27 protein-coding genes are annotated in these 25672 nt (G+C 36.0%); 16 read left to right on the top strand and 11 right to left on the bottom strand.

The annotated features are described in order from the left end of the window. Positions 1-104 precede the first annotated feature (104 nt). The 4 genes from GQR59_RS17715 to coaBC all read right to left on the bottom strand — a co-directional run bounded on the left by GQR59_RS17715 (position 105) and on the right by coaBC (position 4104). On the bottom strand, positions 105-818 hold the full coding sequence (locus GQR59_RS17715; RefSeq protein WP_160064881.1) for a FadR/GntR family transcriptional regulator: 714 nt from the start codon (positions 816-818) through the stop codon (positions 105-107). A gap of 279 nt (positions 819-1097) precedes the next feature. After that, positions 1098-1973 carry a small-conductance mechanosensitive channel MscS gene (gene mscS / locus GQR59_RS17710; protein WP_160064879.1) on the bottom strand — a complete coding sequence of 292 codons (876 nt, stop codon included), beginning with the start codon at positions 1971-1973 and terminating at the stop codon, positions 1098-1100. A 20-nt stretch (positions 1974-1993) separates the two neighbouring features. Then, positions 1994-2596 carry a nucleoid occlusion factor SlmA gene (gene slmA / locus GQR59_RS17705; protein WP_160064877.1) on the bottom strand — a complete coding sequence of 201 codons (603 nt, stop codon included), beginning with the start codon at positions 2594-2596 and terminating at the stop codon, positions 1994-1996. 284 nt (positions 2597-2880) lie between these two features. After that, on the bottom strand, positions 2881-4104 hold the full coding sequence (gene coaBC / locus GQR59_RS17700; protein WP_160064875.1) for a bifunctional phosphopantothenoylcysteine decarboxylase/phosphopantothenate--cysteine ligase CoaBC: 1224 nt from the start codon (positions 4102-4104) through the stop codon (positions 2881-2883). Between the two features lie 116 nt (positions 4105-4220). On the opposite strand from coaBC, the gene radC reads away from it, so the two are divergent. The 5 genes from radC (at position 4221) to mutM (ending at position 6883) form a co-directional block, all read left to right on the top strand. Continuing rightward, entirely contained in the window at positions 4221-4898 is a 678-nt protein-coding gene (gene radC / locus GQR59_RS17695) for a RadC family protein (RefSeq protein ID WP_160064873.1), read from the top strand. A gap of 136 nt (positions 4899-5034) precedes the next feature. Beyond that, positions 5035-5271, top strand: a complete 237-nt coding sequence (rpmB, locus tag GQR59_RS17690; protein WP_025562983.1) for a 50S ribosomal protein L28 — start codon at positions 5035-5037, stop codon at positions 5269-5271. Positions 5272-5282: 11 nt separating this feature from the next. Further along, on the top strand, positions 5283-5438 hold the full coding sequence (gene rpmG, locus GQR59_RS17685; protein ID WP_025562982.1) for a 50S ribosomal protein L33: 156 nt from the start codon (positions 5283-5285) through the stop codon (positions 5436-5438). A gap of 70 nt (positions 5439-5508) precedes the next feature. Next, positions 5509-5961 (top strand): hypothetical protein, encoded by a 453-nt coding sequence (locus GQR59_RS17680; RefSeq protein WP_160064871.1) that lies wholly within the window; start codon positions 5509-5511, stop codon positions 5959-5961. Positions 5962-6070: 109 nt separating this feature from the next. After that, a complete protein-coding gene (gene mutM, locus GQR59_RS17675) occupies positions 6071-6883 on the top strand; it encodes a bifunctional DNA-formamidopyrimidine glycosylase/DNA-(apurinic or apyrimidinic site) lyase (RefSeq protein WP_160064869.1) in 813 nt (270 codons plus the stop codon). A gap of 26 nt (positions 6884-6909) precedes the next feature. On the opposite strand, the gene coaD is transcribed toward mutM, so the two are convergent. From coaD to cyaY, 3 genes are all read right to left on the bottom strand, one after another. Beyond that, positions 6910-7383, bottom strand: a complete 474-nt coding sequence (coaD, locus tag GQR59_RS17670) for a pantetheine-phosphate adenylyltransferase (protein ID WP_160064867.1) — start codon at positions 7381-7383, stop codon at positions 6910-6912. A gap of 15 nt (positions 7384-7398) precedes the next feature. Further along, positions 7399-7608, bottom strand: a complete 210-nt coding sequence (locus tag GQR59_RS17665; RefSeq protein WP_160064865.1) for a hypothetical protein — start codon at positions 7606-7608, stop codon at positions 7399-7401. Between the two features lie 65 nt (positions 7609-7673). After that, complete coding sequence (gene cyaY, locus GQR59_RS17660; protein ID WP_160064864.1) at positions 7674-7988, bottom strand: iron donor protein CyaY; 315 nt, start codon at positions 7986-7988, stop codon at positions 7674-7676. A gap of 71 nt (positions 7989-8059) precedes the next feature. Here cyaY and GQR59_RS17655 point away from each other — a divergent pair, with 71 nt between their 5' ends. From GQR59_RS17655 to hslU, 11 genes are all read left to right on the top strand, one after another. Further along, complete coding sequence (locus GQR59_RS17655; protein ID WP_160064862.1) at positions 8060-8236, top strand: LptM family lipoprotein; 177 nt, start codon at positions 8060-8062, stop codon at positions 8234-8236. Positions 8237-8297: 61 nt separating this feature from the next. Beyond that, complete coding sequence (gene lysA / locus GQR59_RS17650) at positions 8298-9560, top strand: diaminopimelate decarboxylase (protein ID WP_160064860.1); 1263 nt, start codon at positions 8298-8300, stop codon at positions 9558-9560. Between the two features lie 75 nt (positions 9561-9635). Further along, positions 9636-10463: a diaminopimelate epimerase gene (gene dapF / locus GQR59_RS17645; RefSeq protein ID WP_160064858.1), complete on the top strand. Its 828-nt coding sequence runs from the start codon at positions 9636-9638 to the stop codon at positions 10461-10463. Between the two features lie 141 nt (positions 10464-10604). Next, the gene (gene xerC / locus GQR59_RS17640) at positions 10605-11504 is read left to right on the top strand and encodes a tyrosine recombinase XerC (RefSeq protein ID WP_160064856.1); all 900 of its coding nucleotides are present in this window, start codon (positions 10605-10607) and stop codon (positions 11502-11504) included. 16 nt (positions 11505-11520) lie between these two features. Beyond that, positions 11521-12228 carry an HAD-IA family hydrolase gene (locus GQR59_RS17635; protein WP_160064854.1) on the top strand — a complete coding sequence of 236 codons (708 nt, stop codon included), beginning with the start codon at positions 11521-11523 and terminating at the stop codon, positions 12226-12228. Between the two features lie 116 nt (positions 12229-12344). Next, positions 12345-14510 carry a DNA helicase II gene (gene uvrD, locus GQR59_RS17630; protein WP_160064852.1) on the top strand — a complete coding sequence of 722 codons (2166 nt, stop codon included), beginning with the start codon at positions 12345-12347 and terminating at the stop codon, positions 14508-14510. 265 nt (positions 14511-14775) lie between these two features. Then, entirely contained in the window at positions 14776-15231 is a 456-nt protein-coding gene (locus tag GQR59_RS17625; RefSeq protein WP_160064850.1) for a hypothetical protein, read from the top strand. A 137-nt stretch (positions 15232-15368) separates the two neighbouring features. Continuing rightward, the gene (gene argS / locus GQR59_RS17620) at positions 15369-17117 is read left to right on the top strand and encodes an arginine--tRNA ligase (protein ID WP_160064848.1); all 1749 of its coding nucleotides are present in this window, start codon (positions 15369-15371) and stop codon (positions 17115-17117) included. A 2-nt stretch (positions 17118-17119) separates the two neighbouring features. Further along, positions 17120-17638 carry an SPOR domain-containing protein gene (locus GQR59_RS17615; RefSeq protein ID WP_160064846.1) on the top strand — a complete coding sequence of 173 codons (519 nt, stop codon included), beginning with the start codon at positions 17120-17122 and terminating at the stop codon, positions 17636-17638. Positions 17639-17777: 139 nt separating this feature from the next. Then, a complete protein-coding gene (gene hslV, locus GQR59_RS17610) occupies positions 17778-18326 on the top strand; it encodes an ATP-dependent protease subunit HslV (RefSeq protein WP_160064844.1) in 549 nt (182 codons plus the stop codon). An 8-nt stretch (positions 18327-18334) separates the two neighbouring features. Then, positions 18335-19681 (top strand): ATP-dependent protease ATPase subunit HslU, encoded by a 1347-nt coding sequence (gene hslU / locus GQR59_RS17605; RefSeq protein ID WP_160064842.1) that lies wholly within the window; start codon positions 18335-18337, stop codon positions 19679-19681. 122 nt (positions 19682-19803) lie between these two features. Here hslU and GQR59_RS17600 read toward each other — a convergent pair whose 3' ends face one another. The 4 genes from GQR59_RS17600 to GQR59_RS17585 form a co-directional block, all read right to left on the bottom strand. After that, positions 19804-20337 (bottom strand): MltR family transcriptional regulator, encoded by a 534-nt coding sequence (locus tag GQR59_RS17600; protein ID WP_160064840.1) that lies wholly within the window; start codon positions 20335-20337, stop codon positions 19804-19806. Between the two features lie 48 nt (positions 20338-20385). Further along, positions 20386-21528, bottom strand: a complete 1143-nt coding sequence (locus tag GQR59_RS17595) for a mannitol-1-phosphate 5-dehydrogenase (protein WP_160064838.1) — start codon at positions 21526-21528, stop codon at positions 20386-20388. Positions 21529-21604: 76 nt separating this feature from the next. After that, positions 21605-23503 (bottom strand): PTS mannitol transporter subunit IICBA, encoded by a 1899-nt coding sequence (locus GQR59_RS17590; protein ID WP_160064836.1) that lies wholly within the window; start codon positions 23501-23503, stop codon positions 21605-21607. Between the two features lie 697 nt (positions 23504-24200). Next, the gene (locus GQR59_RS17585; protein ID WP_201288136.1) at positions 24201-25625 is read right to left on the bottom strand and encodes an MDR family MFS transporter; all 1425 of its coding nucleotides are present in this window, start codon (positions 25623-25625) and stop codon (positions 24201-24203) included. Positions 25626-25672 lie beyond the last annotated feature (47 nt).

Here is a 25672-nt window from a genome sequence, read left to right as displayed (position 1 = left end):
AGTGCTTTTAACAAAACAACTTCAACAAAGTAACTAAACACAAAAAGGCCGTTGCCAGTAAATTACTGACAACGGCCTTTGTTTAACTATTAATAATGAAGTAATTAGTTACTAGTAGGTAAACGATGATTGGTATTTGCTAACAAAGTAATATTAGCTTCACGTGCTTTCTCTGCATCACCAGCCATAATCGCAGAGTAAATTGCGCGATGTTCACCAATACAAGTACCACCTTTTTCAGAAGAGTGGCTAATAAAGCTTTTAAACATAGTACATAACACATTAGCAAAAGGTAAATAAAAGCTATTACCTGTTGATAAAAACACAAGACGATGAAATTCCATATCCACTTCCATCCACTTTGCCGCATCGAAGTTTTTAGAAACATAATCCATTTGTTGGAAAGTAGCGGATAATAAAATTCTTTGTTGTGCAGTAGCATTTTTTGCTGCTAATGCTGCTGCCTCTGGTTCAATGGCTTTACGTAATGCTAGAAACTCTTGGTAAACAACTGCATTATCACCTAGATCGATAACCCAATCTAATAACTGTGCATCTAAAAAATTCCAGTTGTCACGACTTTTAACACGAGTCCCAACTTTAGGTTTAGATTCCAATAAACCTTTTGATGTTAATAATTTAATAGCTTCTCGTAGCGCAGTTCGACTAACACTGAATTGCTGACATAACACCATTTCACTAGGAATGATCTCATTCTGAGCCGCTTCACCAGATAATATTTTTCGCGCGATTTCACGTGCTACTTGCACATGTAGACTGCGCTTTGAGCCTGCAATCTGTATGAATGGGTTATGCATAATTTCTCTTCAAATATAAGAATCAATCCACATTATATGACAAATGTGAAACCTTAGATACAAACAACTAATTGCTTAATTGATGCATACCTATCCGATTGATTTAAAATGTAAAAATGGCTTTATTTAGAATAAAAATAGTGTATTTTTTAAAATCAAAACAAAAAAATAAATTGAATCTACATCATGTTTTGATAGAAAAGTTGTTATCTCACAGATAAAAATATAAAAAAAACCAACCTAAAGATTGGTTTTTAAAGGCAAATAAATAACCAAAAGTTATTTATTCATATGGATATCCATTTGTGGGAATGGTATTTCGATACCCGCTTCATCTAAATCATTTTTAATGGCTTCCATTAATTCAAAGCGAATACGCCAATAATCAGGGCTATTAACCCATGGACGAACCACTAAGTTAACACTTGAATCAGCTAATTCAGCAACTGCAACTAATGGTTCAGGCGACTTTAAAATACCGTCATTTGCTTTAAGCACAGCTTCTAATACGGCTTTTGTTTTCGCTAAATCTGCGTTGTAACTCACTCCAATAATTAAATCAATACGACGAGTAGGTTTACGAGAATAGTTAACAATATTACCACCCAAAATGGCTGAGTTAGGTACAACTACAAATTTATTATCTGGCGTTGTTAAGGTAGTTGAAAAAATTTGCACAGATTCAACAGTGCCGGCAGTACCGGCTGCTTCTATATATTCACCTGCTTTAAAAGGGCGCAAAGCAATGATTAATACGCCTGATGCAAAGTTAGATAAAGAGCCTTGTAATGCAAGACCAACCGCTAAACCTGCAGCACCAATAATGGCAACAAAAGAGGTCGTTTCGACACCAATTCGACCTAATGCGGCAATAATAACAAACGCAATAATAACGTAACGAACCATATGCGAAACAAAATCGATTATGGTGTTATCTAATTTACGTTTTGTTAATACTTTATGTAGAGTACCGGCAATAAAACGAGCAACCATCATACCGACTATCAAGGTAGCAATAGCAAATATAATATTCATACTATAACTAATAATTAAATCTTGATTCTCTGAAAGCCATTTCACACTATCGTTAAGTACATCTACATTTTGCTCAATAACGTTAGTAACAGCGGAGACTGCACTTTCTTCTTTCGACATATTCTAACCCCTTTAATAAATTAGCTTTGTGTTAGTTGCTTATAAAAAAATATCCATTGGCTTTTAAAGTGCAGTGTTGGTTTTTGTTTAAACTGAGAGCGAACAAATTGAGCCATTCGACCTTCAATGTAAGCTAATAATAAATTAGCTAATATACCTTCATCCATTTCAAATTTTTGACCATCTGAAATTGGACGTTCGCGCAAGGTTTGTTTAATCTGTGTTTCTAACTTAGAAAAAACATGTTCGATACGCAGTTGTAACCTCTCATTCTCACCGACTAATGCATCGCCACTTAAAATACGAGTGATCCCTGGATTTTGTTCAGAAAAACCTAATAAAAAATGGACGATATGTTCTATTCGAACAAAAGTATCTTTCTGCTGCTCTTTAATGACATTAATATGACTAAATATAGTGGTTTCAGTAAAATCTATCAAGCCTTCAAACATGCGAGCTTTACTTGGAAAATGACGATATAAAGCGGCTTCTGAAACACCCACTTCTGCAGCTAGTTTAGCTGTTGTTATTCGTTGTCCTGGCTTCCCTTCTAACATAATAGCTAGAGCACTTAAGATATCATCCTTGCGATTTACTTTCTTTTTGTTGTTTTTTACAACCATTTTAATAACTTCCTTTGTTATCATTATTGTTTTTCTGAGTACTCAAAACCGCCCTCTCCACGTTGTTTTTTGAAAGATATCATCCAATCAAAATCAATTAATTGTTCAGAATATTGATGATTATCGATCCTCTGAAGTTAATGTAAATGTTATTTAAAGTATTCTCTCTTATTAAAAAGAGTTTATACCTTCAAATTTATATCTTCGAGTATTCGGGTAATAGAAGCTTGCTATCGACCCTAAGGCCGATAACTTTAAACTTAAGTTATTACATTAATGTGGCTCTAAGAACGCGTTTGATACTGTTGAGATATTATTTTAAGTAACTGGATAGCAACTTCTTTTTTATTATTTAATCCAATATCAAAGCGCTTATCTTTAGCAAAAACGGTTAACGCATTATTTTCACTATTAAACCCTTGATCGCCAACCGAAACATCATTTGCAGCAATTAAATCTAAGTTTTTACGTTTTAACTTACCTAATGCATAAGCTTCAACATCATTGGTTTCTGCTGCAAACCCAACACAAAAAGGTCGATGATTCGCATTAGCAACATCGGCAATAATATCTGGATTTTTTACTAAGGTTAATGTGATTGAATCCGTATCTGCTTTCTTTTTCATTTTTTCGCTATGAACTTCTTCTGCGCGATAGTCAGCAACAGCAGCACAAGCAATAAATATATCAGTCGTCGGAAGCGAATCTAATGCCGCTTGATGCATTTCTCGAGCACTCTTCACATTCAAACGTTTAATCGCCGTAGGTAAGGTTAAGTTCACAGGCCCTGCAATCACGGTAACGTTAGCACCCATACTTAATGCAGCATTAGCCAATGAAAACCCCATTTTACCAGAGCTATGATTACTAATGTAACGTACAGGGTCTATTGCCTCTTGGGTAGGTCCAGCCGTGATAACAACATTAACACCAGCTAACGATTGATCAGTTGGAGCAAAGAAGTCACAACTTAGTTGAACTAAATCGGGGACTTCTAATAATCGACCAGGGCCAACATCACCACAAGCTTGAATGCCTTGAGCAGGTCCCCAAATCAATATGCCACGATCTTTTAATACGGTTAAATTATCTTGTGTGGCTGGTGCGAGATACATTTGTTGATTCATTGCAGGTGCAATCGCAATAGGTGAAGGTGTTGCTAAACATAATGTTGTTAGTAACTCATCAGCCATCCCTGCACGTAAACGAGCAATGGCATTAGCAGTAGCAGGTGCAATTAAGATTAAATCTGCCCATTTAGCTAATTCAATGTGTCCCATTCCAGCTTCAGCTTGTGGATCCAGTAAATCATCATAAATAACATGGCCAGAAACAGCCTGCATTGTTAAAGGGGTGATGAATTGCTTTGCAGAGGCAGTCATAACAATACGAACCTGCGCTCCTTGATCCATTAAACGACGCGTTAATTCAGCGCTTTTATAGGCAGCAATACCACCACAAACACCTAAAAGTATCTTTTTCCCTTCGAGGGGTAATATTGGCAACATAAGCTTCTCAAAAAGGTTGATAAAAAAAAGGAAGTTACAATAACATAAAAAAGTTACGCAATATGTACAACTTCAACTAGATTTAAAGTTCTATAATTTGTTTAAGGAGGTCTAGTTTGGCATCAATAAAACAATGGCCGAAACAAGAAAGACCACGTGAAAAGCTAATTCAACAAGGCGCTAACAGTTTAACTGATAGTGAATTATTGGCTATTTTTTTACGAACAGGCTGCAAAGGAATCGATGTAGTTACCTTGTCTCGCCAATTATTAATCGACTTTGGGTCATTACGCTCCCTTTTTTCTGCCAGTGAAAGTGATTTTTGTTTGCACAAAGGATTAGGCCAAGCAAAATATGTACAATTACAAGCGGTATTAGAAATGTCTCGACGTTATTTACAAGAGCCATTAATGAAAGGTGACCCACTAACAAGTGCGACACAAACTCAAGAGTTTTTAAGTGCAAAGATGCGCGATTATCCCTATGAAGTATTTGCCGGCTTATTATTAGATAGCCAACATCGTGTTATTCGCTTCCATGAATTTTTCTTTGGCACAATTAACTCTGCAAGCGTTCACCCGAGGGTAATAGTTCAAAAAATATTACAAGAAAATGCCGCGGCAATTATCCTTGTTCACAATCATCCTTCAGGTGATCCAACGGCTAGTCAGTCAGATAGAAATATTACTGAAAAACTTGTGAATACACTGCAATTAATTGATGTTAAAATATTAGACCATTTCATCATTGGTGATGGAAAATACACCTCATTTGCGGAAAAAGGGTGGATTTAAAGCATTTATTATCAGAATTGTTGATCTTTTAATCTCAATCATGTATAAAATGCGCCCTCGACGCCTTTGGCGACGGCTAAAAAAGGTGTTCGACTATTTTGCTCGAGTAAAACTAATATTTTTGGAGAATTTCGACATGTCTAGAGTATGTCAAGTTACAGGCAAGCGTCCAGCTGTTGGTAACAATGTATCACACGCAAAGAACCGTACACGACGTCGTTTCTTACCTAACCTACAAACACATCGTTTTTGGGTTGAGAGTGAGAACCGTTTTGTTAAATTACGCCTAACTACTAAAGGTATGCGTATCATCGACAAAAAAGGTATTGATTCAGTTTTGGCTGATATCCGTGCTAATGGCGTTAAAGTTTAAGGAGCTTAAAAATGCGTGATAAAATTCGTTTAAATTCAAGCGCTGGCACTGGTCATTTTTATACTACTGATAAAAATAAAAAGAACATGCCTGAAAAGTTTGAAATCAAAAAGTTTGACCCTGTAGTACGTAAACACGTTATCTACAAAGAAGGCAAGATCAAGTAATTTTGATTTAACCTTAAAAAAAACCCAGTTTATACTGGGTTTTTTTATATCTGAAACAAAAGGAATTAATATGCGTTTATCCAAAAGGGGTTGGAACAATGTTCTTATTTTTGGCGTATTGCTTATCATTTTTATTTTTAATTTCAGTCAACAACTACGTTTATCTACGGTAGTCTCTCAACGTACCGTTATTTCTTCTGATTTAACGATTGTAGAGATAGAAACTCCCGATTACGTTATAACGCGAGTAGGCCGAAATTGGGAAAGTAACCCTAGTGTAGGACTTTCAAGCGATAACCTTCAGCAGATTGTCAATAATTGGCAAGCAGTTCCTCTAGATGCCTTAACGGAACAGGATTTACCAACGTCTAACTTTGTTCTTAAGTTTTTTGTGACAGAGCAAGTTCAACCAATCATTGTGCAGCTCCACCAGCAACAAAATGACCAATATATTTTACAAGTCGATGAAAACTCTTTTTTATCCTTACCAACAGAAAAGCTGACTTCTTTTTTAGGTAGATAAGCATAAAGTTCAACCGCCATAATAAATATCGAATTCAAAAAACTCAGTTAACTAATTTTAATAATTACGATATGGTGATTCATTAATTTAAGTCTACAACGAGATAAATATGCCAGAGCTACCAGAGGTAGAAACAAGCCGTCGTGGTATTAGTCCACATATTGTTAATCAAAAAGTAAGCAGTGTAACACTCCGTCACCATCAATTACGTTGGCCTATTCCAGAAAATCTATTAGCTTTAATAAAAGACCAAGTGCTATTAAATATTGATCGCCGTGCTAAATATCTTTTATTACGTTTTGAAAGTGGCACCTTATTGATTCATCTCGGTATGTCTGGCAGCTTGCGTATTTGTAAATTAAACACCCCAGCGCAAAAGCATGATCATGTTGATTTACAGTTTGAGCATTGCTTACTACGTTATACAGACCCAAGACGCTTCGGTGCCATTTTATGGTTAGGCGACTCGCCAGAAGATAGCTCTTTATTAAGTATTTTAGGGCCAGAACCATTATCCGATGAATTCACCGCAGAAATGCTTTATGTACAAGCAAAAAATAGAAAGTTACCTGTAAAACAGTTCATTATGGAACAAAAAGTGGTGACTGGTGTAGGTAATATCTACGCGACTGAAGCTTTATTTAAAGCGGGTATAAGCCCTATCCGAGCTGCCAACAATATCAGTTTAAAACGTTATCAATTGTTAGTTGAAGCGATTAAAGAAATTCTAACTGAGGCAATCAAACAAGGTGGTACGACGTTAAAGGATTTTGTAGGGGGTGATGGTAAACCCGGTTACTTTCAACAAACATTACATGTCTATGGTAAAACAGGCGAGTTATGCCCAAGCTGCAAAGAGCCATTAACATCGGTCAAATTAGCAGCGAGAAATAGTGTTTATTGCTCGCATTGCCAACGTTAATCGCATTATAAAAAAGCAGTAGAAACTTACTGTTTTTTTATAAAAGCTTGTTTGACACAGTCTGGTGCTAACAAACTTATATCACCTTGATGTTTAAACACTTCTTTAACGATCGTTGAGGATATAAAAGCAGTTCTTGCATGAGCAGGTAATAAAATAGTTTCAAGTTGAGGGTTTAATGTGTGATTAACCTGTGAAAGCTGAATTTCATAATCAGTATCAGTAGCTCCTCGAATGCCGCGAATCAAAGCTTGTGCTTGATGTGTTTTAGCAAACTCCGCTAATAAGCCTTCAAAAGGGATAACTTCTACTCCTTTGATATGTTTTGTCGCTTCTGTCACTAGCTCGCACCTTTCTTGTAAATCAAAAAAAGGGTTTTTACTATTGTTTATCGCAACAGCCACGATCACACGCTCAGCTAAATGGCTTGCACGAGTGATTAAATCAAGGTGACCATTAGTGATAGGGTCAAAAGATCCTGGAAAAACAACTGTATTCATTTTGAACCCTCTATCTTATGCGGCAATATCGATTGACTCATGATCAGCATCCCAATAGAAATCAATCCATGGTTTCGCGCCTTCAGAACGTAAACTTTCTTTAGGAAAGTGGATAAATAAACTACTTTCTTCGAGTTCACTTAATGATGTTTTTAATTCAACATCACTTGCTAACCAAAAACATACCAATAAAATAAAAGGGTATAGTACAAATAACTTAAACATATTCATTTACCATCTTGCTGTTAATCATTGAAATGCGAGTAGAATTGATGCCCTTCTAATGTCGATTATTTAAAAGTAATTTTTTCACCTGATTGTTTAGTAATTGCCGCAGATAAAAAGCTTAAAAACTCATCTCCACTTCTATCATCAATCCATAATCCATCTTTATAATCATAATGATGGCCGTTTTCTAATGTCGCTAACCATACTTGATGTAATGGCTGCTGACGGTTAATAATTAACTTAGTTCTATTTTCAAACTCTAACGTTAACAAAGCACCATTTTGGTCAGAATCTATATCAGCTCCTGAATCTTCGATGTTATCTTCAATTTTCTGATACAACAAATCTGCTAATTCAAGAAATTCGCTATCGGTCATTTACTTCTCCTTTGCTTTTTAACGATGAAATGCGATTATAGAGGGCTAAAAACATTTGACTAGGATAAGGTATGAAAAATCTGAATTTATCGCTAATAGTCCTGATTTTTTCAAGTTTATTGGCTGGTTGTGGCATGAGTGGACAGCTTTATAGAGAAACACCACCAGCGCCAGCAAAAGAAAAAATACAACAACAGAGTAACATAGCTGAAGAAGAAGTAACGGACGCCTTAAGTACTTCGCAATAAGGCATTACCGAAGACAGTGACAATAACCAAAAAACGACAGAATTAACAAAAGGATTTAAAATTGGATCATTTTAATTACCATAGCGATGGCCGTCTATTAGTAGAAGACACTGCAATTGAAGATATTATTAAAAAATCAGGTACGCCTGCTTATATTTATTCTCGTGCAACTATTGAACGTCACTGGAAAGCATTTGACCAAGCTGCTGGTGCACATCCACACCTCATTTGTTACGCAGTTAAAGCAAACTCAAACTTAGGTGTATTAAACCTAATGGCTCGCTTGGGTTCTGGTTTTGATATCGTTTCTGTTGGTGAACTATTACGTGTAATCCAAGCAGGCGGCGATCCTAAGAAAGTTGTTTTCTCTGGTGTAGGTAAAACAGAAATAGAAATATCAACTGCATTACAAGCTGGTATTCATTGCTTTAACGTTGAATCGATTTCAGAGTTACATCGCATTAATGAAGTCGCTGGCTGTTTGAATAAAAAAGCTCCTATTTCAATACGTATTAATCCTAATATTGATGCTGGTACCCATCCTTATATTTCTACTGGTTTAAAAGAAAATAAGTTTGGTATCGAAATTGAACAAGCATCTGCAGTTTATAAAGTAGCAAATGAACTACCATTTTTAGATGTAAAAGGTGTAGATTGTCATATCGGTTCACAATTAACTGAAATCGAACCTTTTTTAGAAGCGCTAGATAAACTACTTGGCTTAATCGATACCCTAGCAACGGAAGGTATTACTATTAAGCACCTTGATTTAGGTGGCGGCTTAGGTGTTCCATATAATGGTGAAAAGCCACCTCAACCAGCTGAATACATGCAAGCTATAATTGAACGCATGAACGGTCGTAAATTAAAGCTTATTTTCGAACCAGGTCGTGCAATCATGGCAAATGCAGGTATTTTAGTGACGAAGATTGAGTTCTTAAAATTAAATGACCATAAGAACTTTGCCATCGTTGATGCCGCAATGAATGATTTAATCCGTCCAGCTTTGTACAGTGCATGGCAAAATATCATTCCACTTAATAACAAATTAAACGATCCTGAGACACGTCCAAGTCGTGTTTACGATATCGTAGGCCCTATTTGTGAAACGGGTGACTTTTTAGGTAAAGACCGCCCATTAACAGTTGCTGAAGGTGATTACTTAGCAATTCGTAGTGCCGGCGCTTACGGTGCAACAATGAGCTCAAACTATAACTCTCGTTGTCGCCCTGCTGAAATAATGGTGGATGGTGATAAAGCATTTGTTGTACGCCAACGTGAGAAACACATTGAACTATGGCGTGGCGAGCATGTTTTACCTTAGTTAATACTTACACTGTATATCAGGGAGTATTAGCTCCCTATTCTAATAAGTTTTGTTGGTAAAAGTTGAACTAAGATGAATATTGAGTTTTCAAAAATGCATGGTTTAGGGAATGACTTTATGGTCATTAACAATGTCACGCAAAATGTATTTCTATCTAAAGAAATGATCTGCAAATTAGCAGATCGTAACTTTGGCATAGGTTTCGACCAATTATTAATGGTTGAACCGCCTTATGATCCTGATTTAGATTTTCATTACCGTATTTTCAATGCAGATGGTAGTGAAGTAGAGCAGTGTGGCAACGGTGCTCGTTGTTTTGCACGTTTTGTAAAATTGAAAGGATTAACGCATAAACGCGTGATTAACGTGAGTACTGCAAAAGGTAAAATCCAACTTAAGATAGAACAAGATGGCAATATCATTGTTGATATGGGGAAACCTGTTTTAGAGCCTGCAAAAGTCCCTTTTGAAGCTCAAAAAGAAGAAAAAACCTATATTCTACGTGTTGAAGACCACACGGTATTATGTGGTGTTGTGTCAATGGGCAATCCACATTGTGTTATCTTAGTGGATGATATCGATACGGCACCTGTTGAAACGCTAGGTCCATTACTAGAAGTCCATGAACGTTTTCCTAATAAGGTAAATGTTGGATTTTTACAAATAATAGACCGGGACTATGCAAAACTACGTGTGTGGGAGCGTGGTGTTGGTGAAACATTAGCATGTGGTACTGGCGCTTGCGCTGCTGCCGTTGTTGGTCAACTACAAGGTAAACTAGATACACATTGTCGTATTGAGTTGCCTGGTGGTGAATTACGTTTCTTCTGGCAACCAGGACAAAGCGTACGTATGAGTGGTTCTGCTGAATTTGTATTTGATGGTCAAATTCAGGTATAACATTTTACTTAATAGTCATTTACCATGTAGCTCTATTTATTAACTATAGCGTTATTAAACATAAATTTATTAACCATAGACTTTAAAATGCAGCGTTGATCAACCAGATTATCGCTGCATTTTTTCTATCTAGGATTTAACATGAATCCATTATTACCTGATACTCAACGATATTTATCGCATATTGCTAGCCAACGTGGTTTAAGCCCTGTCACTATTATTAATTATCAACGTCACCTCAATGAGTTTATCGCATTATTAGAAGCTCAAGATATACAGGCATGGCAAGAGCTAGATACACATCAAGTACGTTTATTGGCAAAGCAATTACATCAAAACGGTATTAAAGCGAGATCCATCGCGACTAAGCTTTCTGCTCTTCGCTCTTTTCTTGAATACTTAGTTAAAAATGACCAACTCAGTTTTAATCCTGCAAAAGGCGTCTCTGCACCTAAATTAGACAAACCATTGCCTAAAAACATCAGTGTAGACGATATGGACCAGTTATTAGATATTGATGGTGATGATCCACTAACTATTCGAGATCATTGCATGATGGAGTTAATGTATTCTTCTGGCTTGCGCCTAAGTGAGTTAGTAGGCATTAACTTAAAAGATATTAAACTGTCAGAAAAAGAGGTAATGGTCACCGGTAAAGGCAGTAAACAACGTTTATTACCCATTACTAAAAGTGCCGTAGAAACCATTACATTATGGTTAAAGATCAGACCTGATTTTGCAGAAGAAGGTGAAACGGCTTTATTTTTATCTAAACAAAAGAAACGCATTTCTACTCGTAGTGTGCAAATGCGCATGGAAAAATGGGGGTTAGAGCAATCATTACCCAGCCACGTAAATCCACATAAATTGCGCCACTCTTTTGCAACACATATGCTTGAATCAAGTGGTAACTTACGAGCTGTACAAACATTATTAGGTCATGCCGATCTCGCAACAACCCAAATTTATACCCATTTAGATTTTCAACATTTAGCAGAGGTGTATGATAAAGCACACCCTCGCGCTAAACGTAAAAAATAACCATATTGGAAAGCAGATGAAATTTTATAAATCATTACGTCCTTTTAAAGCCATTAGCTTTGATTTAGACGACACCTTATATGACAACCACCCAGTCATCAAAAAGGCAGAAGCTGATTTTATTGTTTATTTAACGTCAACATATCAAGAACTTGAGCAGTTAGATGCAAGAAAGTGGAATCTCTATAAAAACCTGCTGATAAAAGAAGATCCAACGTTAAAACATGACGTTTCACTATGGCGTAAAGAAATAATTAAACGTGTGATGGTGGTGTACGGTATTTCAATGGTTAATGCGATTAAATACGCTGAACGTGCCTTGCAAAAATTTCTACAATTGCGTAGTAACTTTGTTGTTCCACCAGAAAGTATCCTATTATTAAAAGAGCTTGCCTTACATTATCCTGTCGTTGCGATCACCAACGGTAACGTAGATATAAATCAGATCGGCCTAAGTAATACATTTCAATTTGTATTAAAAGCGGGTAACGGTTTTAACAGCAAACCAGATATTGCACTATTTCAACAAGCAGCAATAAAGCTAAATATAGCTGTAGAAGATCTATTACATGTTGGTGATCACCTACTAACCGATGTTTACGGTGCACAAAATAATAATGCACAAGCAGTTTGGTTTAATCCAAAAGCAAAGCAGCTTGATAAAGCAAAACTATTACCTACGATTGAAGTATCAGATCTTAAGCATTTATTGAAATTACTATAATCAAAACCAAGTATCAAAAACGTTAATACCAGACAAAGCCGAAACATCGATCATTCACATTTATCTTATGTTTCGGTATAGTTCTTATCTACTGAATAAATAAACAGGCATTTCTTATGGACGTATCTTACCTTCTCGATGGTTTAAATGATCATCAACGCGCAGCCGTTTCAGCACCAGAACAAAATATGCTGGTCTTAGCTGGGGCTGGCAGTGGTAAAACACGTGTTTTAACCCATAGAATAGCCTATTTAATGCAAGTTAATCATATTCCAACCTACGGTATTTTAGCGGTTACTTTTACGAATAAAGCAGCTAAAGAGATGCGTGGACGTATTGCCGATATTTGCCCTCAACAAATTGGTAGTATGTGGATAGGTACTTTCCACGGTATTGCACATCGATTATTACGCTTGCATCATCAAGAAGCTAACCTACCAGAGCAGTTTCAGATCATTGATAGCGATGACCAACAAAAAATGGTTAAACGTATTATCAAAAGCTTAGGGTTAGATGAAAAATATTATCCACCAAAAGAGTTACAGTGGTACATCAACGATAAAAAAGATGAAGGTTTACGCTCAAAACATATCGATCCTGGTTTTAGTGTACAAGAAAAACAACGTTTACAAGTGTACCAAGCTTACGAAGCGGCTTGCCAATTAGCTGGATTAGTTGATTTTGCAGAATTGTTATTACGTGCCCATGAATTATTATTAAATAATGCAGCACTATTACTACACTACCAACAGCGCTTTCAACATGTATTAGTAGACGAATTCCAAGATACCAATAAGTTACAATATGCTTGGTTAGTATTATTAACCGATAACAAAAATTATCTCACCATTGTTGGTGATGACGATCAATCTATTTATGGGTGGCGTGGTGCTGATGTTGAAAATATACAGCGTTTTTTAAAAGAAAAAGAGTCCCCAGTCACTATCCGCTTAGAACAAAACTATCGTTCGACGGGCAACATTCTAAAAGCATCAAATAAACTAATTCAAAACAACAGTGATCGTTTAGGTAAAGAATTATGGACTGATGGTGAAGATGGAGAGCCAATCTCAATCTACAGTGCATTTAATGACTACGATGAAGTTCGATATGTAACAAGCCAATTACAAACATGGAAAAATGCGGGTAACAAACTCAGTGAATGTGCAATTTTGTACCGTAGTAATGCACAATCTCGACTGTTTGAAGAACAGCTAATGGCGCAGCAAATTCCTTACCATATCTATGGTGGCCAACGCTTCTTTGATCGCTTAGAAATTAAAGATAGTATCGCTTATTTACGTTTAATGAATAACCATCAAGATGATGCCGCGTTTGAACGTATTGTGAATAAGCCAAAACGTAAAATTGGTAACACAAGCTTAGATAAAATAAGAATTTGCGCTCGAGAACAAGGGTATACTTTATGGCAAGCAAGCCAGTACCTAATTGAAAATAATCAACTAAGTCCTGCAGCTAAAAGCTCATTAAGCGGGTTCTTAGCATTAATTAATCGTTTTAAAAATGAAACGTCGGAATTACCTCTATTCCAAATGGTCGATCATATTACCCAACATTCAGGTTTAGTGGCAATGTTCGAGGCAGAGAAAGGGGAAAAATCTCGCAGCCGTATAGAAAACTTACAAGAGTTAGTATCAGCCACAAAAGCTTTTGTCATTCCAGAAGAAGAGCAAGAAATGGAAGAGTTAACCGCATTTTTAGCTTACGCAGCTTTAGAGTCGGGTGATAACCAAGCAGATGAATTTGAAGATGCAGTACAATTAATGACAATGCATGCAGCGAAAGGACTAGAATTTCCGCAAGTGTTTATTGTGGGTGTTGAGGAAGGCATGTTTCCTGGTCAACAATCAGCAACAGATGAAACCCGTATGGCTGAAGAACGCCGTCTATGTTACGTTGGTTTAACACGAGCAATGATCAAATTAACATTATGTCATGCAGAAAGCCGTCGTTTGTACGGACAAGAGAAATTCCATGCGCCCTCTCGCTTTATTAGTGAATTACCTGAAGAAAATGTTGATTATATTCGTATACAAGCAAAAGTTCGTAGATCTGAGCCGGTCATCAGAAAGCCTAAGTTAGCAATCACTCAAGATGTTCAAGGCTTTAAACTAGGACAACAAGTGATGCACGCTAAATTTGGTGAAGGTACCATTACCGCACAAGAAGGTAGCGGTGAAAATAGTCGCTTACAAGTTCACTTTATGGACGTTGGAAGTAAATGGTTAATGACAACTTATGCTCGTTTAGAAGCGATTTAAGGCGTATTGAGGCTAACAACAACCCCAGCTAACACCTTAGGTAGATATCGAATTTTCAATAGGGTCATTTAATATCTACCTAAGACACTTTAATATCAATTATAAAAGTGACTCATATTGCTAACAAAAACGCCAAAAAAGTGACTCCTCTTCAATAAATAGATTGTTTTATAACCAATATCACACGCAATAATAAAAATAAGCTAAGCTTAATTGGTTCTGATTTTTTTAATCAAAACAAGGAAAGTAAATCAAGGAGCTTATTATGCGTTCAAAACTGATTAAAGACTTTTTGTTTTATATTGAAGATTGCCATCAAGCATTGGCCGATCTTTATCAACGATTAAGTGTTGAAGCAAACGATGAAAAAGTAAAACTACTATTAGAATATCTAAAAAATAAAGAACAAATTTCATATCTCTATTTACATCAATATGCAAAACAAGCCCCATTAAGTTTATTAAATACTTGGTTAGATAATTTTTTCGACCAAAGCTTCCCGCAACGCTGCAAAGAACTAGAGCTAAGACCTGAATTATCTATAGAAGACGTAGTGACTTTAGCAATACAGTTGGATATGCAATTAATTGAAGCAATGCAAGCTGTTGCAAGTAGTAGTCTCACTCTTGAAGGAGAAACAGCAATTGAAAACTTAACAAGTAAAGAAGAAGAAATGTTATATCAAGTCGTCATGGCAAGTCATGAATTTGATTACTTATAAATTAAGTTAGGATTAACGCTAAAAGTCTTCTTATATTCAGCTTTTAAGCATTGTTATTACTTTACTCGCTAGTCTTCATCAATGATAAACGGTAGAATCTTACTAATTTATTTGTCGAATCAATTGGTGAGTTACACATGAAAGCATTAATCCAGAACCTACTTGAACAAGCGGTTGTTTCTTTACAAGAACAGCAAATTTTACCTGCCGATGTTCAACCTCGTATCACCATTGATCGTACTAAAGACAAATCACATGGCGACTTTGCAAATAACCTTGCATTAATGCTAGCAAAACCAGCAAAGCAGAATCCACGCGCACTTGCTGAATTAATCGTAAAAAACTTACCGACCTCTGAATTAGTGATAAAAACTGAAATAGCTGGACCTGGCTTCATTAACTTTTTTATCAACCCTAACTATTTAGAAAAACAAATAGACAGTGCATTTGCAGATTCTCGTTTAAATGTTGAATTAACTGCAACCCCGCAAACCATTGTTATCGATTACTCATCACCTAACCTTGCAAAAGAAATGCATGTTGGACATTTACGTTCAACGATTATAGGTGATTCAGTTACTCGTACCTTAGCATTCCAAGGGCATAACGTTGTTCGTCAAAATCACGTGGGCGATTGGGGTACTCAATTCGGCATGTTGTTAGCTTACATGGAAGAGCTCAGAGCAAAAGGCGAAGAGATCAATAAAAACCTTGCTAACTTAGAAGTTTTTTATCGTGCTGCAAAAGGTCGTTTTGATGAATCAGAAGCATTTGCAAACCGTGCTCGTGATTTAGTCGTGGCATTACAAAGTGGTGATGAAGAATGTTTAACACTATGGAAAGAATTTAAAGACATTAGTATTGCACATTGCCAAGAAGCTTATGAGCGTTTAGGTGTTAGCTTAAGCATCGGTGATGTTCGTGGTGAAAGTGCATACAATAAAGACTTATCTGTTGTGGTAAGCGACTTAGATAGCAAAGGTTTATTACAAGAAAGCCAAGGTGCTAAATGTGTTTTCTTAGATAACTTTAAAAATAAAGAAGGCGAACCGCTTCCCGTTATCATCAAGAAAAAAGATGGTGGTTTCTTATATGCAACATCGGATTTAGCTGCTATCCGCTACCGTCAATCAGCATTAAATGCAGATCGAGTATTATACTTTGTAGATGCTCGTCAAGGCTTGCACTTCCAACAAGTATTTGAAGTAGCTCGTTTAGCTGACTTTGTAAAAGCAGACACGACCCTTGAACATATGCCATTTGGCACTGTAATGGGGGAAGATGGCAAACCTTTCAAAACACGTGCTGGGTCTACCCCTAAATTGGCTGATTTATTAACTGAAGCTGAAGAACGTGCTTACGAATTAGTAAAAGAGAAAAATAAAGATATGGCCGAAGAAGAACTTCGTCATATTGCTTCAATTGTTGGTATTGCCTCTGTTAAATATGCTGACTTATCAAAAAACCGTACTAGTGATTACACCTTTAGCTTTGACAGTATGCTAAGTTTTGAAGGTAATACCGCCCCTTATTTATTATACGCTTACACACGAGTAGCCAGTATTTTCAATAAGGCAGGTATTGAAATAGACAGTCTTACCGCAGATGTCACTTTCACTGAAGAAAAAGAGAAAGATTTAGCAAGTAAATTAATGCAATTCAATGAAATTGTTAGTCAAGTAGGCAAACAAGGCCTACCGCATTTCTTGTGCGCATACTTATTTGAGCTTGCAGGGTTATTCTCAAGTTTTTACGAAGCTTGCCCTATTTTAGTAGCTGAAAATGAAACTCAGAAACAAAGCCGTTTAAAATTAGCAGGCTTAACAGCAAAAACATTACAACAGGGTTTAGCATTATTAGGCATTAACACATTGGAACGCATGTAATAATGGCAAGAGTAACACGAAGAAAGCCTGCTAAACGCGGTGCAAAAAGAAATAATAAGCGTAAACAAAGCAAGCAAGGGTTCCCTTATATTGCCTGTTTTGTTGCATTATTATTAATTGCTTTTATTAGTTACTTTGTTTTTGCAGTTGAAAAGCCACCTGCAAAAATCAAACCTAAGAAGAGCACAGTTAAAACCGAAGAAGTATTGCCAGAAATGCCACAACCAGAATGGGATTATGTGGATATATTGAAAACTAAAGAAGTTAAAGTTGATATTCCGGTAGATACAAAACCAAGTAAACCTTACCAGATGCAATGTGGTTCGTTTAGACATCAAGATGATGCTGAATCATTAAAAGCTAAAATTGCATTCCAAGGTTTAACAAGTATGGTTAAAAAAACCGGTAATTGGTATCGCGTAATATTAGGCCCATACGATCGTAAACGCTTAGCAGAAAAACAGCGTCATAAATTACAACGAGCGAAAATTCATGGTTGTCAGATATGGTTCTGGCGTTAACAAATTTTAAAGGAGAACTTAGGTTCTCCTTTTCTTTATCTATTTCCCCTTGAATTCAATAAAAACTACCCCATTTTATAATTATTAAGCCAATAAACTTGGCATCTTCGTTTACTCAACAAACAAAAAAGGTATCAATATGACTACTATTGTTTCTGTACGTCGCGGTAATCAAGTGGTTATCGGTGGTGATGGTCAGGTATCACTCGGTAACACGGTAATGAAAGGTAATGCACGTAAAGTACACCGCTTGTACAACGATCAAGTCATTGCAGGCTTCGCTGGAGGCACTGCCGATGCTTTTACATTATTAGAGCGTTTTGAAGCGAAACTGCAAGCTCACCAAGGTAATTTAGAACGAGCAGCAGTAGAGCTAGCAAAAGATTGGCGTACTGATCGAATGTTAAGGAAATTAGAAGCTTTATTAGCCGTTGCAGATAAAAAACACTCATACATTATTACTGGTAATGGTGATGTAGTTAGACCTGAAAATGATTTAATTGCTATCGGTTCAGGTGGTAATTTCGCACAATCAGCTGCGATGGCTTTATTAGAGAATACTGAATTGTCAGCACAAGAAATAGTTGAAAAAGCATTAACCATTGCTGGCAATATTTGCGTATTCACTAATAGCAATCAAACAATTGAATGTATCGATTATGATGCTGATGTAGCAACAACAAAATAGGAATTATCATGACTAATAATATGACTCCACAACAAATAGCGCATGAATTAGATCGCCACATTATTGGCCAGAGTAAAGCTAAACGCGCTGTTGCTATAGCATTACGTAATCGCTGGCGCCGTATGCAGTTAAGTGAAGATATCCGTCATGAAGTGACACCGAAAAACATTTTGATGATCGGTCCGACGGGTGTTGGTAAAACTGAAATTGCACGTCGTTTAGCAAAATTAGCAAATGCTCCTTTTATTAAAGTAGAAGCAACAAAATTTACTGAAGTAGGTTATGTAGGTAAAGAAGTTGAAAGTATTATTAAAGACTTAGTTGAAGCTGCAATTAAAATAACCAAAGAACAAGAATTAGCAAAAGTAACTGCAAAAGCAGAAGATTTGGCTGAAGACCGTATTTTAGATATTCTTATTCCGCCAGCTAAAACAGCGACAGAATGGGATGTAAACAGTACTGAAGTAATAGAAGAAGGTCCAGCAAGACAATCTTTCCGTAAAAAATTACGTGAAGGTAAACTTGATGATAAAGACATTGAGATTGATGTACCAGCTCCACAAATTGGCGTAGAAATTATGGCGCCTCCTGGTATGGAAGAGATGACTAACCAACTTCAAGGTATGTTTCAAAACCTAGGTAACAAAGGTGAATCTAAAAAACGTACGATGAAGATCAAAGATGCAATTAAAGCATTGATAGAATCAGAAGCATCGAAACTAATTAACCAAGAAGACTTAAAAGAAAAAGCCATTTTTGCAGCAGAAAACAACGGCATTATTTTCATCGATGAAATTGATAAAATATGTAAACGTGGTGAATCATCTGGTCCTGACGTTTCACGAGAAGGTGTACAACGTGACTTATTACCATTGATTGAAGGATCAACCGTTAGCACTAAACACGGAATGGTAAAAACAGACCATATGTTATTTATCGCATCTGGTGCGTTTCAAGTATCAAAACCATCGGACCTAATTCCAGAGCTACAAGGTCGTTTACCGATTCGAGTTGAACTTGAAGCATTAAAAGAAGAGGACTTAGCACGCATTTTAACTGAGCCTAAAGCTTCTTTAAGTGAACAATACCAAGCATTATTAGCAACAGAAGGTGTTTCTATTAACTTTACTGAGTGCGGTATTAACAAAATAGCTAAATCTGCGTGGCAAGTAAATGAAACAACTGAAAACATCGGTGCACGCCGTTTACATACTATGATGGAACATATTATGGATGAACTGTCATATGAGGCGACAGAGCGCTCAGGACAGTCTATTACTATTGATGAAGCCTACGTAGCTAATATGTTAGATGAAATCGTTAAAGATGAAGATTTAACCCGCTACATCCTATAAATTGACATTATTTCATGACAAAAAAGCCCCTGATAATTAAATTATCAGGGGCTTTTTTATTAAAGGCTTTTTATAAAAATATAAGTAGTCTTTTAACCTAACCAATGATTAGTGATTAAACTTTAAAAAGGGCTCTCTTTATTTAGCACTTCACAAATAGAGATAATCTCAAGCGCAAGAGATGACTTAATAACTTGTTGCTGTCTATCTAATTGCATTTTATAAAAAACTAAATCGACATTATCTTGAGCAACAGGTACTAAATCAAAAATACCCATATTCATATTTTTAGATAAATGTAGTGTTTTAATAGTGTCTGCAATCAGAGCATCAGTAAAATGATACTCTGCACTGTCATTATTTAATAAGCTTTTTAATTTAATCATACCCTCAATATCTTGATAGATAACATGAGGTATTGCACCCAGCCCAAATAACAGCTTTAAACGAACAGACAATTCACCGAGAGGCCCTGAATCATGTAACAATGGACCAACAACAGATTGAACAGCAAAATCATTTTTCAAAAAAATACGTTCAATTAATGTTTGTATAAGCTGTTCAAAAATATCAACGGCAGAGATAAAAAAACCACGAGCAGTAAGACTCGCATTCAAATATTCTAAAATTTCATTTTCTTGTAGTTTTTTTGACATAATTTCAGCTAGGTTAGGTTGTGCGATAAGTTATCGCACAACTATTTTTTAAGACATAGCTAAGAATAGCTTTTCAATCTTAATAGCCTCGTCACTATTAACTGCTAAACCAGTATATTTAGATAATGTTGCTAAGAAGCCAATTTCTTCTAAAGAAGCTTGTAATTCGATAGCTTGTGGATCATCGCTGTTTTTATATTTAAATGCAGCTGCAATACCTTTCAATAACATATCATTAGCAGTGGCGTACTCGATAGTACCTAATAGAGGCTTAACTAAACGATCGTTCTCACCAAGCTTACGAATTGGTTGACGACCAACACGATCAATCTCATCGTGAAGATATGGGTTAGCAAAACGGCCAATAATTTTTTCAATATAAGCGTTATGAGCATCACGTTCAAAACCGTAACGATTAATTAACACTTCACCACTTTCTTGCATCGCTTGTTTAACCTGGGAACAGATAGCCTCATCATCGATAGCATCTTTTACTGTTTCATGACCAGCTAAAGCACCTAGATAAGCCGTCATAATGTGACCAGTATTAAGCGTGAATAATTTACGTTCGATAAAAGCCATCAAATTATCTGTTTTTTGCATACCTTCAATAACAGGAACTTCGCCTTTAAATTGTTGTTCATCAACAATCCATTCGCTAAAGCTTTCAACAGTTACTTCTAATGGATCATCAGATTCTGAAGGAGGAACAATACGGTCTACAGCTGAATCAACAAAGCCGACTAGGCGCTCTGCTTTTTCATGATATTTTTCATCTAAATGCTTATAAACTTCCGTTTTAAGAAAAGTAGTACCACGGATCATATTTTCACATGCGATGATATTAAGAAACTGCTCATTATTTGCATCAAAACGTAACGCTAGACCTTGTGCTAGTTTACTAGCAATAATAACTAAAACGTTAGGGCCTACAGCAGTAGTAATTAAATCAGTTTTACTAATTAATTCGACTAACTCATCACTTGTAGAGTTAATTGCATCAACACCTGAAACAACTTCTGTTTTACATTCAGCACCAACGACTTTTACATTATAAGTATTCAATGTATTCAGTAAATTAATAACTTTCTCATCAACATCAGCAAAAGTTACTTTAACACCAGCATCTGCTAGTAATTTACCGATAAAGCCACGGCCAATGTTGCCCGCGCCAAAATGAATTGATTTCATTGTTTTATCCTTATTTAAATAATATTAAACGAAAAAACGCTGGTAAAGACCAGCGTTTCAATTAAGCCAGTTATGACTAACTTAATATACTTAATACTTTTTGAACATCTTTACTATTGATCAATGTTTCGATAGCTTCTGGATCATCAAGCGCATTAGTTATCGTTGTAATAACACTGATATGTTCATCATTCTTAGCAGCAATACCAATAACAAGTTTAGCAATGTCATCAGCTTCGTCACCGAACAGAACACCTTCAGAATATTGACATACAACAATACCTGTTTTGATTACGCTTTCTTTAGCTTCAATTGTACCATGTGGAACAGCAATTGACTCACCAAGATAAGTTGTTACTAATTTTTCGCGTTCAAACATACCTTTAATGTAAGCAGGTTCAGCATAACCAAGCTTAACTAGTTGCTCACCAGCAAATTGAATAGCTTGTTCTTTATTTTCAGCTTTTAAGCCTAAATGAATATTCTTAGCTGATAATTCAAAAACAGGTTTTGCTGTCACTTCTTCTTCAACGACTTCACTTGCAGTGTTAGCAACTGGTGCACTAGACGATGCTAATAATTCAGATACTAGTCCATCATAAAGCGTACTATCTAAGAAGTTAGTTAAAGATAAGTGCTTAGCTTGACCAGCATGTTTAATTGCACGAGGCGTTAAATCTTTGTGTGTAATAACAATATCAACATCACCTGGAAGGTTATTGATAGCACAGTTAGTAACACTAATGTTTAGACCTGCTGATTTTACTTTTTTAGCTAATAAGCTTGCGCCCATTGCACTAGAACCCATACCCGCATCACAAGCAACGATAATCTTAGTGACATTTGTCATGTTGATATCGCCATTACCTTGAGCGGCAGAAGCTGCTGGTGCATTTTTAAGATTTTTCATTTGGTTAGAAGCTTCAGCTAGTTTATCACCTTCATCTTCACCTAAATCTTTTTGTGTTTTCATTAATAATGAAGCAACAATGAAAGATACAGATGTAGAAGCAATAACAGATAACACAACACCGACTAGAGATGCTTTAGGTGTTAGTAATAGTATTGCAAAGATAGAACCCGGAGATGCTGGAGAAAGAAGACCGGCATTGAATAATGTTAATGTGAATACACCAGTCATACCACCTGCGATAACAGCAAGAATTAGACGAGGATTCATTAACACGTATGGGAAGTAAATCTCATGGATACCACCGAAGAAGTGGATGATAGACGCGCCACTAGCAGTTTGCTTAGCAGTACCTTTACCAAATACCATGTAAGCAAGTAATAGACCTAAACCAGGACCAGGATTTGCTTCGATTAGGAAGAATATTGATTGACCTAATTCAGTAGACTGTTGGATACCTAACGGAGAGAAGATACCGTGGTTAATCGCATTGTTTAAGAATAAGATTTTAGCCGGTTCTACGAAAATAGACGTTAACGGTAATAGACCTGCTTGTACTAAGAAATTTACGCCTGCAGCTAAACCTTCAGAAAGTACATTAACAGCTGGACCAATCAAGTAGTAAGAGATGATAGCTAAGATCATACCGATAATACCTGATGAGAAGTTGTTCACCAGCATTTCAAAACCGCTCTTAATTTTACCGTGAACAGCTTTATCAAATTTACTAATTGCGTAGCCACCTAAAGGACCAACAATCATCGCACCTAGGAACATTGGAATTTCAGTACCAACGATAACACCCATTGTTGTAATTGCACCAACTACAGCACCACGATCACCACCAATTAACTTACCACCAGTGTAACCAATCAATAAAGGAAGCAGAAATTTAATCATCGGGCCAACTAAAGCTGCCAATCCTTCATTTGGGAACCAACCTGTTGGAATAAACAGTGCAGTAATAAAACCCCATGCTATAAATGCCCCAATATTTGGCATAACCATATTTGATAGAAATCTACCAAAATTTTGTACTCTGATTTTTGCTTCGGATGATATCATTTTATTTCCCCGTCCATTTTTGTTATAGATAATGTTAATTAACAGCTTATGTAAGCGGTCGTGTTTGGTTTGATACAATTAATTTAGCACATAAAAAAAAATATAAAATAGAACAACAATTCATGTGAAGATGATCACTAAAAAGGCAGCGACTGGGCTACTTTTGATACATAAGTCACTTAAATAGGATGTACTATTGCTACAAATTTAATCTAAAACAATTCACGCACCAGAATTAGTGATTTTCATCACATTTATTATGCGAGAGAAAATATCACAAAAGAGACTTATGTCTCGTAAAATTATCGATTAATTACAATTACAATTAATTAGAGTGATATAGATCTCTTTATTTTAATAAAGAAATCGATATTGTAATTTTATTACACCATTAAAAATCCTTTTTCCGACCTATTTATTGTCCTCTCTACATATAGAAAGAACAGCAATAGCAGTATTGAAGCTAAATAAACAGCAATAAAACATAACTATTAAAATATCAACAATAAGTCTGAAACATTCAAATAATAGAGAGGCATAAAATATGCAAATACATTGTATATTGAACTATAAGTAGATTTATGATGTCTAAGCTTATTCAAAAAATAGACTTCAAATAAACAATAAAAGTAAACTCAAAGACTTAAGTCTTCTATGTAATATCGCCATATATAAAAAACAAATTAACTATAATAATCTATTCATTTCCAAGTGAAATAATAGGTGCGCGAGCAGCATTAATAGCAGCTAAAAAGGCAATAATTGCAGCAACATAAAAAGACGTTTGAAAAGCAGTTATAACCGCTTCCTGTGGCCCATTTATCAATACTTCAATGCTCGTATTATGATCAAAGTTAGGTAATAAAGCATAAATAAGCACGCCAAATAAAGCCGTTCCAATAGCAGCCCCTAAATTACGACATAAAGAAGCTAAAGCGGTAACAGATCCTACATTAGCCTTACCCCCAACAGTCTGAATCACTAACTGAGTAGTAGGCATTACAGTGCCAAAACCAATACCACAAAGCATCCCCAACGAACCAATTAAAATAGGATTCGGAGTAAAGCTACCTAAAGCTATAAAGCCACATGTAGATAATGACATTCCCACTACAGGAATGTACTTTGGAATACCTGTTCTAGCCATAACACGTCCACTAATCAATGCACCTGATATTTGACCAATTGTTAATGGAAGTAATAGTAGACCAGAAGTAGCGGCATTGGTTTTTAAGCCTAACTGTAAATAAATAGGCATAAAAAATATTAAAGCAAACATACAAGCAGCAAATAGCATTGAAGTAATTAGCGGAATGTAAATGGCTCTATTTTTAAGTAATTCATTTGGTAGAAACGGTGTAGGGTGACGAAGTTGATTTCGATAAAAAATAGTAATTAACAATAATATAATGGATAAATAGCTAAAACTAGACAATGACCACCACTCAAAATCTTGTCCCGCGACAGAAATCCAATAAAGAAATAAAGTGCATAAAACAGGGAAAACAATTAAACCAACACGATCGATAGGTCTATTTCTATTCTCCAGAACAGCATCACCTTTTAAACATAATAAACGCCAAACAGCAATTAAAGCTAATGGGATATTAGCCCAGAATAACCAGTGCCATGAATAATGAGTTACAACTATCCCTCCTATCACAGGTCCTCCTATACTTGCACAAGCAAACATAGAAGCAAAATAACCTTGATATTTAGCTCGTTGTCTTGGAGGTATTAACTCAGCGATTAATGCTTGTGAAAGGCTCATTAAACCGCCTCCGCCGATACCTTGAATGACGCGTGATACAATCATTTCATGCATATTATTTGCCAACGCACCAACAACTGAGCCAATACAGAAAATACCTAATGCCCAAATTAAAATATTACGGCGACCGTAACGATCACCTAACCAACCGTAAACCGGTACAGAAGCGACAGTAGCGAGTAAATAGCCAATAGCTATCCATGATGATAAATGGAGTTGTCCAAGATCACTGACAATACTCGGTGTTGCGGTCGCTAAAATAGTAAGGTCTACCGCAGCTAAAAACATAGGTAAGAAAACCGCAGAGAAGAAAACTAAAAAAGTACGACGATCTAACGTTTTACTACTCATAAATTGTGCATATATTGACGATTAACATGGAAACTCTTAATTATTGA

Origin of the sequence: Psychromonas sp. L1A2 (assembly GCF_009828855.1) — a bacterium.
Classification (GTDB): Bacteria; Pseudomonadota; Gammaproteobacteria; order Enterobacterales; family Psychromonadaceae; genus Psychromonas.
Note: the sequence above shows the minus strand (reverse complement) of the source record. Positions and strands in the feature narration are given on the sequence as shown.